19 protein-coding genes are annotated in these 15,499 nt (G+C 72.6%); 3 read left to right on the top strand and 16 right to left on the bottom strand.

The window, feature by feature from the left end:
- Positions 1-8: 8 nt before the first annotated feature.
- Together AC3A3L_RS07095 and AC3A3L_RS07100 are read left to right on the top strand one after the other, a co-directional pair.
- Positions 9-617, top strand: a complete 609-nt coding sequence (locus AC3A3L_RS07095; protein WP_487639296.1) for an ACT domain-containing protein — start codon at positions 9-11, stop codon at positions 615-617.
- 37 nt (positions 618-654) lie between these two features.
- Entirely contained in the window at positions 655-936 is a 282-nt protein-coding gene (locus tag AC3A3L_RS07100) for a hypothetical protein (RefSeq protein WP_487639297.1), read from the top strand.
- A 48-nt stretch (positions 937-984) separates the two neighbouring features.
- Here AC3A3L_RS07100 and AC3A3L_RS07105 read toward each other — a convergent pair whose 3' ends face one another.
- Positions 985-2,301: an MFS transporter gene (locus AC3A3L_RS07105; protein ID WP_487639298.1), complete on the bottom strand. Its 1,317-nt coding sequence runs from the start codon at positions 2,299-2,301 to the stop codon at positions 985-987.
- 117 nt (positions 2,302-2,418) lie between these two features.
- Between AC3A3L_RS07105 and AC3A3L_RS07110 the strand changes: the two genes are divergently transcribed.
- Positions 2,419-2,601 carry a hypothetical protein gene (locus tag AC3A3L_RS07110; RefSeq protein WP_487639299.1) on the top strand — a complete coding sequence of 61 codons (183 nt, stop codon included), beginning with the start codon at positions 2,419-2,421 and terminating at the stop codon, positions 2,599-2,601.
- A 10-nt stretch (positions 2,602-2,611) separates the two neighbouring features.
- On the opposite strand, the gene AC3A3L_RS07115 is transcribed toward AC3A3L_RS07110, so the two are convergent.
- From AC3A3L_RS07115 to AC3A3L_RS07185, 15 genes are all read right to left on the bottom strand, one after another.
- Positions 2,612-2,875, bottom strand: coding sequence for a hypothetical protein (locus AC3A3L_RS07115; RefSeq protein ID WP_487639300.1), 264 nt, complete (start codon positions 2,873-2,875; stop codon positions 2,612-2,614).
- Positions 2,872-4,920: a flagellar biosynthesis protein FlhA gene (locus AC3A3L_RS07120; protein WP_487639301.1), complete on the bottom strand. Its 2,049-nt coding sequence runs from the start codon at positions 4,918-4,920 to the stop codon at positions 2,872-2,874. The genes AC3A3L_RS07115 and AC3A3L_RS07120 overlap by 4 nt, the downstream gene beginning before the upstream one ends.
- Before the next feature lie 87 nt (positions 4,921-5,007).
- Positions 5,008-6,180: an EscU/YscU/HrcU family type III secretion system export apparatus switch protein gene (locus tag AC3A3L_RS07125; protein WP_487639302.1), complete on the bottom strand. Its 1,173-nt coding sequence runs from the start codon at positions 6,178-6,180 to the stop codon at positions 5,008-5,010.
- Positions 6,181-6,183: 3 nt separating this feature from the next.
- On the bottom strand, positions 6,184-6,948 hold the full coding sequence (locus AC3A3L_RS07130; RefSeq protein ID WP_487639303.1) for a flagellar biosynthetic protein FliR: 765 nt from the start codon (positions 6,946-6,948) through the stop codon (positions 6,184-6,186).
- A 3-nt stretch (positions 6,949-6,951) separates the two neighbouring features.
- Complete coding sequence (fliQ, locus tag AC3A3L_RS07135; RefSeq protein WP_487639304.1) at positions 6,952-7,221, bottom strand: flagellar biosynthesis protein FliQ; 270 nt, start codon at positions 7,219-7,221, stop codon at positions 6,952-6,954.
- A 6-nt stretch (positions 7,222-7,227) separates the two neighbouring features.
- The gene (gene fliP / locus AC3A3L_RS07140) at positions 7,228-8,097 is read right to left on the bottom strand and encodes a flagellar type III secretion system pore protein FliP (RefSeq protein ID WP_487639305.1); all 870 of its coding nucleotides are present in this window, start codon (positions 8,095-8,097) and stop codon (positions 7,228-7,230) included.
- Positions 8,094-8,558 (bottom strand): FliO/MopB family protein, encoded by a 465-nt coding sequence (locus AC3A3L_RS07145; RefSeq protein WP_487639306.1) that lies wholly within the window; start codon positions 8,556-8,558, stop codon positions 8,094-8,096. Before AC3A3L_RS07145 ends, fliP begins: the two co-directional genes overlap by 4 nt.
- Position 8,559: 1 nt before the next feature.
- Positions 8,560-9,315: a flagellar motor switch protein FliN gene (gene fliN, locus AC3A3L_RS07150; protein WP_487639307.1), complete on the bottom strand. Its 756-nt coding sequence runs from the start codon at positions 9,313-9,315 to the stop codon at positions 8,560-8,562.
- Positions 9,312-10,274, bottom strand: a complete 963-nt coding sequence (locus tag AC3A3L_RS07155; RefSeq protein ID WP_487639308.1) for a flagellar motor switch protein FliM — start codon at positions 10,272-10,274, stop codon at positions 9,312-9,314. The genes fliN and AC3A3L_RS07155 overlap by 4 nt, the downstream gene beginning before the upstream one ends.
- A 72-nt stretch (positions 10,275-10,346) precedes the next feature.
- Entirely contained in the window at positions 10,347-10,787 is a 441-nt protein-coding gene (locus AC3A3L_RS07160) for a flagellar basal body-associated FliL family protein (RefSeq protein ID WP_487639309.1), read from the bottom strand.
- Positions 10,784-11,671, bottom strand: coding sequence for an OmpA/MotB family protein (locus tag AC3A3L_RS07165; RefSeq protein ID WP_487639310.1), 888 nt, complete (start codon positions 11,669-11,671; stop codon positions 10,784-10,786). The genes AC3A3L_RS07160 and AC3A3L_RS07165 overlap by 4 nt, the downstream gene beginning before the upstream one ends.
- A gap of 1 nt (position 11,672) precedes the next feature.
- A complete protein-coding gene (locus AC3A3L_RS07170; RefSeq protein ID WP_487639311.1) occupies positions 11,673-12,449 on the bottom strand; it encodes a motility protein A in 777 nt (258 codons plus the stop codon).
- Positions 12,449-12,718: a flagellar FlbD family protein gene (locus tag AC3A3L_RS07175; protein WP_487639312.1), complete on the bottom strand. Its 270-nt coding sequence runs from the start codon at positions 12,716-12,718 to the stop codon at positions 12,449-12,451. The genes AC3A3L_RS07170 and AC3A3L_RS07175 overlap by 1 nt, the downstream gene beginning before the upstream one ends.
- 433 nt (positions 12,719-13,151) lie before the next feature.
- Complete coding sequence (locus AC3A3L_RS07180; protein ID WP_487639313.1) at positions 13,152-13,421, bottom strand: hypothetical protein; 270 nt, start codon at positions 13,419-13,421, stop codon at positions 13,152-13,154.
- A 651-nt stretch (positions 13,422-14,072) separates the two neighbouring features.
- Positions 14,073-15,347, bottom strand: a complete 1,275-nt coding sequence (locus tag AC3A3L_RS07185) for an HNH endonuclease (RefSeq protein WP_487639314.1) — start codon at positions 15,345-15,347, stop codon at positions 14,073-14,075.
- Positions 15,348-15,499 lie beyond the last annotated feature (152 nt).

The following is a 15,499-nucleotide window of genomic DNA, read 5'->3' on the forward strand; positions in this document are numbered from 1 at the left end:
CTCCTCGCATGCCCTACCTGATGCGCGTGGAGCTCCCGGACGTCCCCGGGTCGCTGGGTCGCGTCGCGAGCGCGATCGGTGAGGCCGGGGGCGACATCGAGGCCATCGAGATCGTCGAGAAGCGGGACGGCTTCGCCGTCGACGACGTGCTCCTCGAGATGGCGCACGGCACGATGCCCGACTCCGTCGTCTCGGCCTGCAGCGTGCTCGACGGCGTCAGCGTGCTGTGGATCAACCGCTACGCCGCAGGCGGCAACCTGTTCCTCGACCTCGAGGTCGTCGAGGCGCTCACCGAGGACCCGGCCTCCGCGCGCGACCGCCTGGTCGACCTGCTGCCTGTCGCCTTCCGGGTCGACTGGGCCGCCCGCGTCACGCCCGGCGCCGACGGGGTCGGCGCGACGGTCGTCCACGCCACCGACGCCGCGCCGTCGGCGTACGACATCGAGCGCGTCCCCACACCGACCCGCCTGCCGGGAGACGAGGTCTACGTCGAGTGCGCCGCGCCCTTCGGTGACGACCTCGTGCTGATGGGCCGCCGCGGCGGTCCGGAGTTCCTCGACTCCGAGCTCGCCCGCCTCGAGCACCTCGTCGGGCTCGCGATGACCATCAGCCACTGACCCACCGGGTGGTGCGTCCGCGGCGCACACTGGACGGATGGACGACGACCTCGACTCGATGACGCGCGACCAGCTCGTGTCGGAGGTGCTACGCCTCCGCGCGGCCGTGCGCGCGCACCGCGACAGCTCCGGCCACGACCTCTGCTGGCACCACCCCGACCTGTGGGCGACCCTGCCGGAGCGGGTCGAACCGGACATCGCCGTCCCGCCCTGGCCGAGGTTCATGCGCGGCTGCGTGGCGTACCGCCAGTCGCTCGACGAGCAGGCGCCCGGCGCCCGGACCCACGACGCGGAGTACGACGCCCCGAGCGGTGAGTGAGACACGTTCTGCGGCCCGAAAAGATGTCTCACCCACCGCTCGACGGCGTCAGGCGACCGACCGGATGCGGGTGACGAAGACCGAGCCGAGGACGCAGAGGGCGAACCCGACGAGGTAGACGATCCCGTAGCCGAGCGACCAGCCCTCGCCGTGCGTGGCGACGGGGCCGCCGAGCTGGCGTACGACGACGAGGATGAGGCCGGCGATCGCCGGCGCCAGCACCTGCGGGAGCGCGGACGCAATGTTGATGACACCCAGGTCCTTGGCCCGGTCACCGGCGCCGGGCAGCACCTGGGTGATGAGCGCGAAGTCGACGGCCTGGTAGACGCCGAAGCCGGCGCCCAGCACGACGGCTGCCAGCAGGGCACCGGGCCAGTCCTGCCACAGGGCGAGCACGAGCGAGCTCGCCCCGATGAGCACGCCGGACCAGATCACGAAGACCTTGCGGCGCCCCACGCGGTCGCTCCAGTGGCCGACGACGACGGTGGTGGCGACGGTGCAGACGCCGTAGATCAGCACGAGCGTGCCGAGCTTCGCGGTGGCGTCGTCGCCGCCGAACCCGAGGCCGTCGGTGAGGAAGTAGTAGAGGTAGTTGAGCGCGATCCAGTTGCCGAGGTTGACCAGCAGCCGCGTCAGCCACGCCCACGCGAAGTCGGGGTGCTCGCGCGGCGAGACCCAGAACGAGCGGACCAGCCGCCTCCAGTCCATCGGCTCGAGCGGGTGGTCGGCCGGGAGGGCGATGTCACGGGAGCCGAGGAGGTACGGCACCGAGAGCAGCAGCATCACGACCGCGATCGTGAGGTAGCCCTGGGCGATCGAGCCGGTGACCTCCGCGATCTTGATGCCGAGGAGCACGCCGACGGTGCCGGCGATCGCGACGAGTCCGCCGATCAGTCCGCGGCGCTCGACCGGCACCTGGTCGGGCACCGCCGCGACGCCCCCGGCCCACGCGGCGTTGAGCGCGAGCTGCACCAGGCTCCAGGCGATCACCATCGTCGCGGCGCCCTCGGCTGCGGACAGCAGCAGGAGCGACACCGCGCCGAGCACGACCCCGCCGAGCACCCACGGCATGCGGCGGCCCAGCCGCGAGCGCGTCCGGTCGCTGAAGGCGCCCCACACGGGGTTGGCGACCAGCGACACGGCTGCCCCGCTGAAGAGGACGACGGCGAGCAGCGCCTCCTTGCCCATGCCGCCGGGCTCGGCGGCGGCGACCCGCTCGGCCTGCTGCGCGAGCAGCACCTGGATCGGCCCGAACCACCCGGCCATCACGCCGAGGTTGAGGAGCACCAGCGCGCCGACCCAGCGTGCCGGCGGGTTGTCGACGGGCTCGTCGAACGCCGAGCGGGTCGGCAGCGTGGTCGTCACGGCGTCATTGTGGGGCCAACCGGACGCGCGCGACAGCAGGTCCGGACCGGCGCATGGGCGCTCGGGGCGCCGGGTACGGGATCGCGACCGCGAGTGTCAGCAGAGAGGACGTACGCCATGACCCAGGACGACGCCCAGCCCGACATGCCCGGCGAGGCGGGGACCCCGCAGCCCTCGGACCCGTTCGAGCCCGAGGCCCCGGCGCACGTCGACCCCGACCCGGAGACGGCCGCCCATCGCGACGAGGACGACGAGGCCACGGTGGACGGGGCAGACCCGGCCCCTCCGCAGCCGAGCTGAGCAGGCCGGGTCAGTGCCCGTCGGTGTCGGCGTCGACCGCCAGGGCGCCGGCGTCGGGCACGGGCCCGGGCGACGGCTCGCTCGTCGGCACCGGGTCGGGCTCGGCCCAGAGCCACTCCGCGGCGGCCGAGAGCAGCGCCCAGCAGAGCCCGACGACGAGCAGGTAGCGGGTGAGTGCCACGTCCAGCGGCAGCGCGCCGTTCGCCGCGTCCACCAGGGCGGGCGAGGTGAGGAGCGCGGCGACCACGAGGGTCGGCCCGGAGACAGGCCTCATGCCGTCACCGCCAGGCGGTCGCCCGTGACGGTGCCGACCGAGCGCACCTGGCCGGCACCGACGAGCTCGGTGTAGGAGAGCACCGGCGTGCTGGGCAGCGCCGGGGCGACCATCCGACGGACGGCCGCCCGCAGCTGGGGCGCGCACACCACGACCGGTCGCAGGCCGCGCTCCTCGGCGGCGGTCCGCAGGTCGGCGAGCTCACCGAGCACGCTCTGTCCGGTGAGGGGTTCGAGGGACACGACAGGACCGTGGTCCCCCGGTCGCACCGCCTCGAGCATCCGCTGCTCGAGCATCGGCTCGAAGCTCATGACGTGGATGGCGCCCTCGGCAAGGTGGGGGGCGGCGATGGCCGGGCCGAGGGCGGCACGGGCGGCCTCGACGAGCGTGTCCGGGTCCTTGGTGACCTGTGCCTTGAGGGAGAGGGCCTCGAAGATCCGGACCAGGTCGCGGATCGCCACTCCCTCCGCGAGCAGGCCCTGCAGGACGCGCTGCACCTCCCCGAGGCTGAGCTGGGCGGGCGTGAGCTCCTCGATCACGACCGGGTGGCTGCGACGGACCAGGTCGGTCAACGTCTTCACGTCCTCGCGTCCCAGCAGCCGCGCCGCATGCTGCCCGACCACCTCGGCGAGGTGGGTGGTGATCACCGACGACCGGTCCACGACGGTGGCCCCGTTGAGCTCGGCCTGCACCCGCAGCTCCGCGGGGATCCAGGACGCGTCCAGCCCGAAGACGGGCTCGCGGGTGGGCTGGCCGGGCAGGGCGGCCAGGTTGTCGCCGATGGCGAGCACGGTGCCGCGGGGCGCCTCCCCGCGCGCCACCTCGATCCCGAAGAGCCGGATGGCGTAGGTGCTCGCCGGCAGGTCGATGCTGTCGCGGGTGCGCACCGGCGGCACGATGATGCCGAGCTCACCGGCGATCTTGCGCCGCAGGCCCTTGACCCGGTCGAGCAGGTCGCCGCCGCTGGCCGCGTCGACGAGGTCGATGATGTCGGGCGACAGCTCGAGCCCGAGCGGGTCCACCTGGATCTCGGCGGCGAGCAGCTCCGGGGTGTCGGGCGCGTTCCCGAGCACCTGCTCGGCCGAGACCACGTCGGGCTCGGCGGCGGGCGGGGCCGCGACCCTCGTGGAGGCGAGCAGCATGATCCCGCCGGCGACGATGAAGGGCAGCTTGGGCAGTCCGGGGATGAGGCAGATGGCGAGGGCCGCGAAGCCGGCGATCTGCAGGGGGAGCTTGTTGCTGGTGAGCTGGCGCAGGATGTCGGACCCCATGTCGGAGTCGCCGACGTTGCGGGTGACGATGAGGCCGGTGGCGGTCGAGAGCAGCAGCGCGGGGATCTGCGAGACCAGCCCGTCGCCGACCGAGAGCAGGCTGTAGGTCGTGATCGCGTCCCCGAAGGACATGCCCTTCTGCGCCATCCCGACCGCGAAGCCGCCGAGGAGGTTGACGAGGGTGATCACGATGGCGGCGATGGCGTCGCCCTTGACGAACTTCGACGCTCCGTCCATCGAGCCGTAGAAGTCGGCCTCTGCGTGCACCTCGTGGCGGCGGCGGCGCGCCTCGTCCTCGTCGATGAGGCCGGAGTTGAGGTCCGCGTCGATCGCCATCTGCTTGCCCGGCATGGCGTCGAGGGTGAAGCGGGCGCCCACCTCGGCCACCCGCTCGGCACCCTTGGTGATGACGACGAACTGGATGACCAGCAGGATCGCGAAGACGATGAGTCCCACGATCAACGACCCGCCGACGACGAAGTGGCCGAAGGTGTCGATGACCTTGCCGGCGTAGCCGTCGAGCAGCACGAGGCGGGTGGCGCTGACGTTGAGGGCGAGCCGGAAGAGCGTCAGGACGAGCACGACGGCCGGGAAGGCGGCGAACTCCAGCGGCTTGTGCACGAACATCGCCACGAGGAGCACGAGCAGCGCGCTGGTGATGTTGAGCGCGATCAGCATGTCGAGCACCACCGGCGGCAGCGGCACGACCAGCATCACGACGATGAGCACGATGCCGGCCGGCACGCCCAGCTGGAGCAGTCGCTTGGAGGCCACGGAGGGTGCCTTTCGGGGGAGGTCGTCGCAGGCGGGGTCCGCGCCGTCCGTGGCACCGGGAGCGACGCCGTCCTGGCGTCACCGGTCTCATCGGCCGGTGGCGGCGACTCCTGAGGGGTTCGCGTCCGGCGCGATGGATGAAGTGGACCGTCGCCGGCGACCGGCGACCGGCACCGATGGCAGCTCGCTCTCGCGTCGCGGACTGCGGTGCTCGCCCCCGCGGGCGCCTGCCGACCGTCGTGAGATGACGAACGCGAGGACCTGCGCCACGGCGGCGTACAGCTCTGCCGGGATCTCCTGGCCCACGGTGGTCGAACGGTGGAGGGCGCGGGCCAGAGGGACGTCGCGGACGAGGGGCACGTCGTGCTCGGCGGCCTGCTCGCGGATGCGCTGGGCGACCAGGCCGGTGCCGCGGGCCACCACCCGGGGAGCGCCGCGCTGGGCGTCGTACGACAACGCGACGGCGACGTGGGTCGGGTTGACCAGCACGACGTCGGCCGTCGGCACGTCGGCCATCATCCGGTTGCGTGACGCGGCGAGCTGCCGCGAGCGGATCGCGCCCTTGAGCAGCGGGTCACCCTCGGTCTGCTTGCTCTCCTGCTTGACCTCGTGCTTCGACATCCGGGTCTTCTTCCCCATCCGCCGGCGGACGATCACGTAGTCGGCGGCGGCCATCACGAGACCGGCGACGGCCACGGTCCGCAGCAGGCCGAGCACCTCGTCGCGGACCACCCCGAGCACCGCGCTGATCGGCACGAGGCCGCCGATCAGCGGCATGATGGCCGAGACGGCGCCGTAGGCAACGAAGCCCACCACGGCGCTCTTGAGCAGGATCTTGGCGCCCTCCCACAGCGCCTGCGGTCCGAAGACGCGCTTGAAGCCCTGGATCGGGTCGAGCTTCTTCAGCGACGGCTTCACCGACTTCGTCGCGACGAAGAAGCCGCCCTGCGCCAGCGCCGCGGAGACGCCCACCAGCATCACCGCGGTGCCCAGCACCACCAGCGTGACCATCACGTGCCGGGCGCCGCGCCCGAGCAGGGTCGTGGCGTCCGAGACCTCGACCGGGCCGCGGAGGCTGAAGCAGTCACGCATCAGCTCGGCGAGGGCGGTCAGCTCGCGGCCCAGCAGTGGTGGCAGCACGAGGGCCACGATCATGAGGGTCGCCCAGCCACCCAGCTCCTGCGTGCGGGGGACCTGGCCCTCCTTGCGCGACTCCTTGCGCCGGCGGGCGGTGGGCTGCTCGGTCTTCTCCTCCGACACCGCTCAGCCCCCCACGAGCGCGAACTGGGCCTCGTTCGCCAGGTCGACGAGACGGGCGACCGCCTCCGGCAGCACCGGGAAGGACATGCCGAGCAGCAGGAGGGTCAGGCCGATCTTGGCGGGGAACATCACGTTGATCGCGTTGAGGTGCGGCGCGACCTTGGTGAGGAGCGCCAGGCCGAGGTCGGCGACGAAGAGGACCGCCACGAGCGGGAGCGCGATCTGCACCGCGGTGACGAAGAACATCCCGAACGCCGTCACCAGGACGTGGGAGGCGCCCTCGACCTGCGGCGCGTCACCGAGCGGCAGGACGTCGAAGGTGCGCAGCAGCCCACCGAGGACCAGCAGGTGGCCGCCGGTGGCGAAGAGGATCATCACCGCGAGCATCTGGTGGAGCTTGCCGAAGACGGTGTTCATGTTCATCGACAGCGGGTCGAAGCCCTGCGCCAGCTGGAAGCCGCCGAAGGTGTCGACCAGAGAGCCGGCCGTCGCGACGGCGGCCAGCAGGACGTACGTCACCAGGCCGAGGGCCGAGCCGACCACGACCTGGGTGAGCGTCGTGACCAGCAGCTCGCCGGTCGCGGTGGGGATGCTGCCGCCCTCGATGGACGGGACCACCGCGAACGCCAGCCCGAGGGACAGCACGACCTTGGCCGCGACCGGGATCGCGCGACCCGCGAACGGCGGGACGAGGGCCAGCCAGGCGATGATGCGCACCGAGGCCAGCAGGTAGGCCAGCAACGGCTCACCCGCGACGGTCAGGGTCATGGATCAGCCCAGCAGCGTGGGGATCATCGCGAACAGGTCCCGGGTGAAGTCGACGAGGGTCTGCAGCATCCAGCCACCCGAGACCAGCAGCGCGATCCCCACGCCCACCAGCTTGGGCACGAAGGCGAGGGTGAACTCCTGGATCTGGGTCATCGACTGGAACAGCGAGATGGTGAAGCCGATGACGAGCGAGGTGACCAGGATCGGCGCGGACAGCTTGAGCGCGACCAGCATGGTCTGCAGGGCGATGTTGATGACGGTGGTGTCGGTCACGGGTGCCTACTCGTAGCTCGAGACGACGGAGGTGATGACCAGGCCCCACCCGTCGACCAGGACGAAGAGCAGCAGCTTGAACGGCAGCGACACCATCACCGGCGGCATCATCATCATGCCGAGGGCCATCAGCGCCCCGCTGATGACGATGTCGATCACGAGGAAGGGGATGAAGATGATGAAGCCGATGATGAACGCCTGCTTGAGCTCGCTGAGCACGAACGCCGGCACCAGGGTCGCCATCGACACCTCGTCACGGTTGGCCGGCAGGTCGCGTCCGGCCACGCTGGTCAGCAGCCGGAGCTCGTCGTCGCCGGTCTGGTCGAGCATGAAGTCGCGCAGCGGCTCGACGCCGTCCTCGTAGGCGACCGCGGTCGTCTTGTCGCCGTCGAGGTAGGGCTGCAGGCCGGTGTCGTTCATCTCGCTGAGCACCGGAGCCATGATGAAGAGCGACAGGAAGAGGGCGAGCCCGGCCAGCACCTGGTTGGGCGGGATCCCCTGAAGGCCGAGGGCGTTGCGGGTCAGTCCCAGCACGACGAGCACCTTGGTGAAGCTGGTGCAGGTCAGCAGGATCGCGGGGAGCAGCGACAGCAGGGTCAGCGCCAGGATGACCGTGACCGGGGTGCCGGGCTTGTCGGTGAGGCCGTCGAGGTCGATCGTCACCGAGCTGTCGGTGCCGGGGCCGTCCGGACCCTGGGGGGCGCGGGGCCCGTCGGGCGCCGTGGGGGTCATCGCCAGGGCGGGGGACGCCGCGGCGGGAGACGCCGGCGCGGCGCCGGCGGGGGTCGCGGTGAGCCCGAGGAGCACGCCGAGGAGGCCGAGGGTCGTGGCCAGGAGACCGGCGAGGGCGTGCGCGACCCGGACGCGCGCGGTCACGACGCCTTTCCCGTGGCGGCCGCGAGCGCCTCGCGCCAGGTCTGCGGGGAGAGCACCGACCCCGCCAGCGCGCCACCGTCGGAGCCGGTACGACGTGGGGCGGGCGCCGCGCGGTGCGAGCCGCCACGTGCGACGAGGGTGGGCACGACGGTCGGTGCGGGCGCCGGCGCCTCCTCCGGAGCCTCCGCGATCTCCCCCTCGGTGTGCGGCTCACCCAGCTCCTCCGGGTCGAGCTCGGTGAGGAGGCTGACCTGGTGGTCGGTGCTGCCGACCACGAGCACCCGGCCGGCGACGCTGATGACGGAGACGGACGCGCTGCGCGACAGGGGCTGGCGGTGCAGCACCTGCACGGGCGACCCGGCCCGGGTGCCGTACCGCTTGCCGACCACCCGGGCGAGCAGCAGCATCAGACCCACGACGACCGCCAGGGAGGCGATCAGCCGGACGGTGAGCTCGAGCACGTCAGCCTGCTGCGCTCTCGTCGACGATCTCGGTGATCCGCAGGCCGAAGTCCTCCTCCACGACGACGACCTCGCCGCGGGCGATGAGGCGCCCGTTGACGAGCAGGTCGGCGGGGCTCCCGGCGGCACGGTCCAGCTCGAGCACCTCGCCCGGCGACAGGGCGAGCAGCTCGCGCACCGTCATGCGGGTGCGGCCGAGCTCGACGGCCACCTCCAGGTCGATGCCGTGCAGCATCTCGATGCCGCGCGCGGCCGGGACGCTTCCCGGTCCGGCAGGCGACGGGACAACGGGCGGAACGGCGTCGACCGCTGCCGCTGCGACGACAGCGGCGTCCGCGACGAGCAGCGCGCCGCGGGCCACGCCGGCCCCCAGCAGCGGCACGAGGACGAACGGGCCGCCGAGGTCGGCGTCCACCAGGTCGACGGAGACCTCGCGTGCGGCCCCGCACCCGGTCCCGAGCGCCGCAGCGGCGGCCTCGAGGGCGGGCTGGGTGGCCGCCGCCAGGTCGAGCCCACCGAGCGGGCTGCTCGCGAGCACCTCCACCAGCTCGGCGCCGACGAGCACGGCGACCCGGGGTGCACCCGGCAGGTGCAGCTCGGTCACGACGGCACCGGCGAACCCGGCGTCCGCACCGACGGCACCGGGCACCGGGGTGCCCGCAACGAGGGGGGTCGCGGCGGGCAGGACGGCGGCGGCCGCAGCAGCGGCTCGCGCCACCGGGCCGGCGAGGATCTCGGTGTCGGTCAGCGTGCTCATGCGTTCTCCTTGGTGGTGCCGACGACGAGCGCGGCGAGGCGGGCACCATGGGTCCCGGCCGTGGCGTGGGCGAAGGTGGTCTCGCCGACGACGACGTCGAGCGGCGCGGTGGCGGGGTGCGCGAGGCGCACCACGTCGCCGACCGCGAGGGCGGTCAGCGCGTCAGGCGCCAGTCGGGTCGTGCGGAAACGGACGGCGGTCTCCACCGGCACGTCCTGGAAACGGCGGTCCACCAGCTCGGCCGCGCGGGAGCGCTGCTCGCGCTCGCGGTCGGTGACGGGCGCCGGCGCCGCGGCGCGGACGAGGTGGGGGTGGAGCCCGGCCAGCGGCAGGCACACGGTCACCCGGTGGCGGTGCTCCTCGACCACGAGGTCGAACGTGGCGACGACCACCGCGTCGCCGGGCGCGGCCGCCTGCACGAGGCGGGCGTCGTACTCCACCCCGACGAGCGCCGGCGTGGTCGCCACGATGCCGCTGAGGCTGTGACCCAGCTGCGCGAGCAGCTCCACCAGCAGGTCGTGCACGACCGCGGACTCGAGCTCGGTGAGGACACGTCGCGGCTGCTCGCCCGTGCCGGCGCCGCCGAGCATGTGGTCGATGGCGCTCATGACCGCCGCCAGGGGGAGGTCGAGCAGCAGGAGCTCCGGGAGGGGCTCGGCGGCGACGGCGACCGCGAAGGTCTGGTCGTCGAGCGTGGCGACGTGCTCGGCGTAGGTCTGCTGGCCCACGCCGACGAGCTGGGCCGTGCAGACCGTCCGGAGCGCCGAGGTCACGACGGTGGCCATCTGCCGCGCGAAGCCGTCGAGGCTCACCTCGAGCAGGCGGGTGTGCTCGCGGGAGAGCTGCATCGGCCGGCGGAAGTCGTACGGCGTCGGCGTCGCACCGCTGCGGGCGCGCCGACGGCCCCGGGCACCGAGGTGCGCGGGTGACAGGTCGTCGCGGGGCTGCAGGGGCGTCACGACTACCCGTATCGGCCCGTTCGGGCCCGACTTGAGGACTTCGGGACGACGTGTCCCGGCGGGTGCGGGCCGCTACTGGGTGACGAACTCGGTGAAGTACACCTCCAGCACGTCACCGTGGTAGTCGTCGTGGAGCTTCTGCTCGAGCCGGTGCTTGAGCTCCTGGCGCTGTCCCGCCTTGACGAGCGCGGCCTGCTCGGTGCCGCTGAACAGGTCGATCGCCGCGTCGAGGGCCTTGCTGCCGTCGGCCTCGTGGGCGTCGGCGGAGAGCTGGAGCGCGAGCCCGAGCCGGAGGTAGTGGCCGTCGGCGAGGTTGACCTGGATCGGCTCCAGCGTCATGACCTCGCCGGGCACCGGCTCGGTGGGGCCGCTGGGCCTGAGGAGGAACCACCAGCCGGCGGCCGCGCCGACGACCAGCACCAGACCGATCATGACGAGCTTCTTCCTCCCCTTCCCGGCCTCGGGTGCCGCGGCCTCCGCGGCAGCGGGGCGGTCGAGCGTGGCACTGGTCATGACGTTCCTCCGTCGTTGTGGTCGTCGGACGTGGGGCGGGTCGCGGTCGCAGCGACGTCGTCGAGCAGCGCTCGCGAGGCCTCCGGGAGCTCGGAGAGGACGACGATGTCGACCCTCTTGTTGATGCGCTGCGACCCCGGTCGGCTCGGGTCGACGAGCGGAACCTCGTGGCCGAAGGCCGCCGCGCTGAGGCGCTCGCCGGGGATGCCTCCCACCTCGTCGAGGTAGCGCAGCACGGTGATCGCGCGGGCTGAGGAGAGGTCCCAGTCGGTGGCGAAGAACCGCGGCTTCACCGGCACCTGGTTGGTGTGGCCGTCGATGCGGAGGTCCTCGGTCGCCCCGCGCAGCACCGGCGCGACGACGTCCAGGACCCGGCGGCCGCGCGGGCTCAGCTCGGCGCGGTCGGGCTCGAAGACCACGTGGCGCGAGGTCAGGCTGACCACGAGCCCGCGGCCGTCGATCCGGCGGGTGACGTCGTGCGCGAGGCCGGCCTCGCGCAGGGCATCGGCGAGCCGCTCGCCCAGCTCGTCGAGCCGCGCCCGCTCCGCCTGCGCCTCGGCGACGTCCTGGTCGTTCGTCTGCACGGCCGGCTTCGCGGCGGCGCCCATGAAGTTGTCCGGACGCACCGGTTCGATGGCCGCGACGCCGGGCTGCTCGAGGACCGACTCGGAACCGGTCATGACCGATGTCGAGTCGCCGAAGCCGGCGGCGAGTCCGTCCTTGAGCGCGTTGAACTTCCTCTGGTCCACCGAGCTCATCGCGAACATCACGATGAAGAGCACCATCAGCAGCGTCACCATGTCGGCGTACGTCACCAACCAGCGCTCGTGGTTCTCGTGCTCCTCCGGCTCCTCGCGGCGCTTCCGGCGACTCCCGCTCCTCATGTCAGGCGGCCTTGTCGAGCGACGCCGGCTGCTCGCCGGCGGGCAGGAGCGAGGACAGCTTCTGGGCGATGATGCGGGGGTTGGCCCCCGCCTGGATGGCCGCGACGCCCTCGATGACGAGCTCCATCCGGGCGGCCTCGAGCTCGGTCAGGCGCTTGAGCCGGTTGCCGATCGGCAGCCAGATCACGTTGGCCGACATGACGCCCCACAGGGTCGCGATGAAGGCGGCGGCGATCAGGTGGCCGAGCTCCTCCGGCTGGGCGAGGTTCTCCAGGACGTGCACCAGGCCCATGACCGTGCCGACGATGCCGATGGTCGGCGCGTAGGCACCCGCGTCGGCGAAGAACTTGGCGGAGTGCTTGCCCTGCGACTTGGTGGCGTGCACCTCGGCCTCGAGGATGTCGCGCACCTCCTCGGGGTCGGTGCCGTCGATCGCCAGGGTGACTCCCTTGACGAGGAACGGGTCGTCGACCGACTTGAGGTCCTCCTCGAGCGCGAGCAGGCCCTCGCGGCGGGCCTTCTCGGCGAGGGCGACGACCATCGGGACGACGTCGCCGGCCGGGCGCACCTTGGCGGTGAACGCCGTCTTGAGCGACGCCATCGCGTGCTTGGCGTCCGAGATCGTGCCGCCGGCCATGGTCACCATGAGGGTCGTGCCGAACACGAGCAGCATCGGCGGGACCAGGAGGAGGCTCGTGGGGTCGCCGCCCTCCATCACGTTGGCGATGACGATGATGACGAGGCCGGCGAAGACCCCGATCAGGGTTGCCGGATCCATCAGTCCTCCACCCCTCGCACGGCCGGAGCGGGGACCGCGGCCAGGTGGGTGCGCTGCACCCAGGCCTGGGCGTCCGGTCCGGCGCTGGCGGCGATGATGCCGCCGCGCCAGGCACGCACCTGGTCGACCACCTGGGTCAGCCCCTCCGCGACGACGTACTTCTTGCCGTCGACGAGCGTCACCACCGTGTCCGGCGTGCTGTCGAGTCGCTCGATCAGGTCGGCGTTCAGGACGAACGCGGAGCCCGAGAGTCGGGTCAACACAATCATGTCGGTGCACCATCCCTGTGCTGTCAACGCGAGGCCCGTCCGTGGGCCTCACGTCCTCCTTCGGCCGTCGGCGGGGGGACCTGAGGAGAACGCGGGCGGGAAGTGCGGGCCGCCGTCGCCGCCGACGGCAGACTGGCGGGATGAGGACGAGCCACCCACCGCTGGACTTCCCCGTGTACGGCCTGGCCGGCGGACCCGACGGCCCGCGCTGGCTGGACCACGTTGACGGACGGCTCGGCCATCGCGCCGATGGCGTGCGGCTCGGCCACGGCAGCACGCCGCGCGATGCCACGCGGCCGTGGGTGCACGTCGGGTCCTTCCGCAACGAGCTGGACTTCCACCCGGGGCCTGCCGTCGAGGACCGTGCCCGGTCCCGGGCCCTGCTGTCCGTCGTCGACGCGACCATGCCGGACCTGACCGGGAGGGACGCCGGCTACGGCCACCGGTTGCTGGACACCGCGACTGCCCGCGCCGGCGGTCCGGCGGGGTGGCGGCAGGTGACGTGGGCCGTGGACGGGAGAGCGGTCGCCGCCTCGGTGGTGGAGTGGGCCGGCGCCTGGGCGGCGTACACGACCGCCGTCCCGCTCGTCCACGTCGTCGCGCTCGGCTTCGGGGTGCGGCGCGACGGGCTCGCTCTGGCCACCGTGCGCGACGGCTCGGCGTACCACGTCGACCTCGCGGCGCCGATCACCTTTCCGGCCACGGTCGAGGCCTCCCGGGCTGCTGCAGGCGTCCGGACGGACGACGTCCGCTGGTGGCCCGAGCACCCGGACCACGACCTTGGCCAAGCAGGACGGCTGACGGGGCTCGCGTCGTGGGCGGACACCCCAGACGCAGCACGTCCGCACGGTCGGGCCCCGACCGTGCGGCGTACCTCAATCGAGCATCGGACCGAAGGAGGCACTGACTTCCGGACCGGGCTCGAGCGCGTGGTCGACCAGGACGCCCTCATCCCGCGCCAAGCCGCGCCACGACGCCGAGCCGCGTCACGACGCCGGCCCGCGGAGCAAACCGATGAGCCAGGTCCTCGGCGTGGAGCGGGCCCGATCGCGTGGCTGTCGAGGGTGATGTCGTCCTGCGCGACGCCGAGCGTCTCACCGATGGCCCCGCTGAGGTGCAGCTCGACGACCTGTGCGCCCCGTTGCCGGATCAGGGACCGGGGATCGACGGCCATGCGTGCCTGCGGCCCCGCCATCACTCGGGTGGCGGGGTGTGGGGCGGGGTCATCGTCGGCGTGGGTGCGGGATGCCGGGAGGGTCAGGTGGTTCGGCCTGGTGGATCGCAGTGGTGCCGGTGCGGTCTCGTCGGTAGTGGTGGCCGTGGGGTGAGGTCCACTCGAAGCAGCCGTTCGCCGTCATCCGGTAGCGCCAGGCGGTGTGGGTCTTGAGCCGGTGGTGAACCTGCACAGTGCGGCGAGGTTGCGGGTAGCGGTTGGCCCGGGTTGTGGTCGGCCTTCGGCTGCGGCGTCGTGGTCGAACTCGGTGACGTGGTCGATGTCGCAGCCCCGAGCCGGTCGGGTGCACCACGGGAACACGCAGGTCCGGTCCCGGAGAACAACTTGCTCGCGGATCCGGTCGGGGACCTCGTACCTCGGGGTCGACAGGTCGGCGTCGAGGTCGATGACGGGCTTGATGGTGACCCTGGTGCGGGAGTCGGCGCACCAGGATCGGATCTGGTCGAGCAGGATCAGCCGCTTGCCTTGCTCCATCCGACCGGTCGGACCGAAGACGGTCGTGTCTCCGGAGAAGGCGGCGTCGAAGTGGGCGTGGAGGACGACCTCCCGCGCGGCGGGCAGGTGCTCACGGTCGGCACCCGGGCCCGAGAGGTCGAGCGCGGTCTGCGTGCGGGCGAGGTCGCCCAGCGCAGCCGAGCGGCGCGCCCCGAGCGAGGCATCGGAGCCGAGGGCCTTCAAGGTGGCGGCGCCGTGGGCGAGCGCCCGGTCGAGGTCGAGGGCGTCGGCGATGTCGAGCTCCGCCTCCATCCGCATCGTGCCGGCGAAGTGCACGTCGTCGTCGTGGATGGTGACGTGGCGCGGGTCGACCGACAGGTAGCCGTCCTCCGGGTCCGCGGCCGGATCCACCTCGGCGAGGTCGTAGCGCTTGATCGCCTCCGCGACGAGCCGGTCCAGCTGCGCCGGACCGACCCGCCCGACCACCGCCGCGACCTGCGCGTCCACGAACGCCGCCGCGTCACGGGTCAGGGCCGGCGACGTGTGGATCGTCGTCTCGGCGACCGCACGGGCCTTCCAGGCCGGCACCCGGCCGGCCTGCACGAGGTCCCACAGCCGCGGGAGGCGGTGGCGCAGCTCGAGGGCATGGCCGACGAGCTTCTTCGCCGCGGTCGTCGACACCCCGAGGACGCCGCCGAGCTCGGCGAGGCAGAACTCCGCGACCAGCGGCGCGCCCTCACCCGCGATCGGCTCCTCGTGCTCCGAACCGGGCACGGTGAAGGCAGCCGCATCGTGGATCGACTCCGGCGGGTGCAGGTCAGCCCACCGGGCGGCCACGACCAACAGGTCAGCAGCGGCCCGGTCCTCGACGGACTTGCGGTCCCGTGCGAGCGCCAGCAGATCACGAGCGGTGAGGTCCTCGACCTCACCTGCTCCACGGCCTGCCAGCGTCTCGATCATGTGTTCGATTCTACCGACGACCACCGACAACGCCCCCGGCGCTGACTCGGCCCTGGACCCAGATGATCAGAGCCTCAGAACGCAGCATTCGGGATGACCTCTCGTCGGCTCACCCGAGCGCATGCCTGGCGCCACCGGCGCGGACCTGCGCT

It is taken from the genome of Nocardioides sp. Soil_C_8, assembly GCF_057656315.1.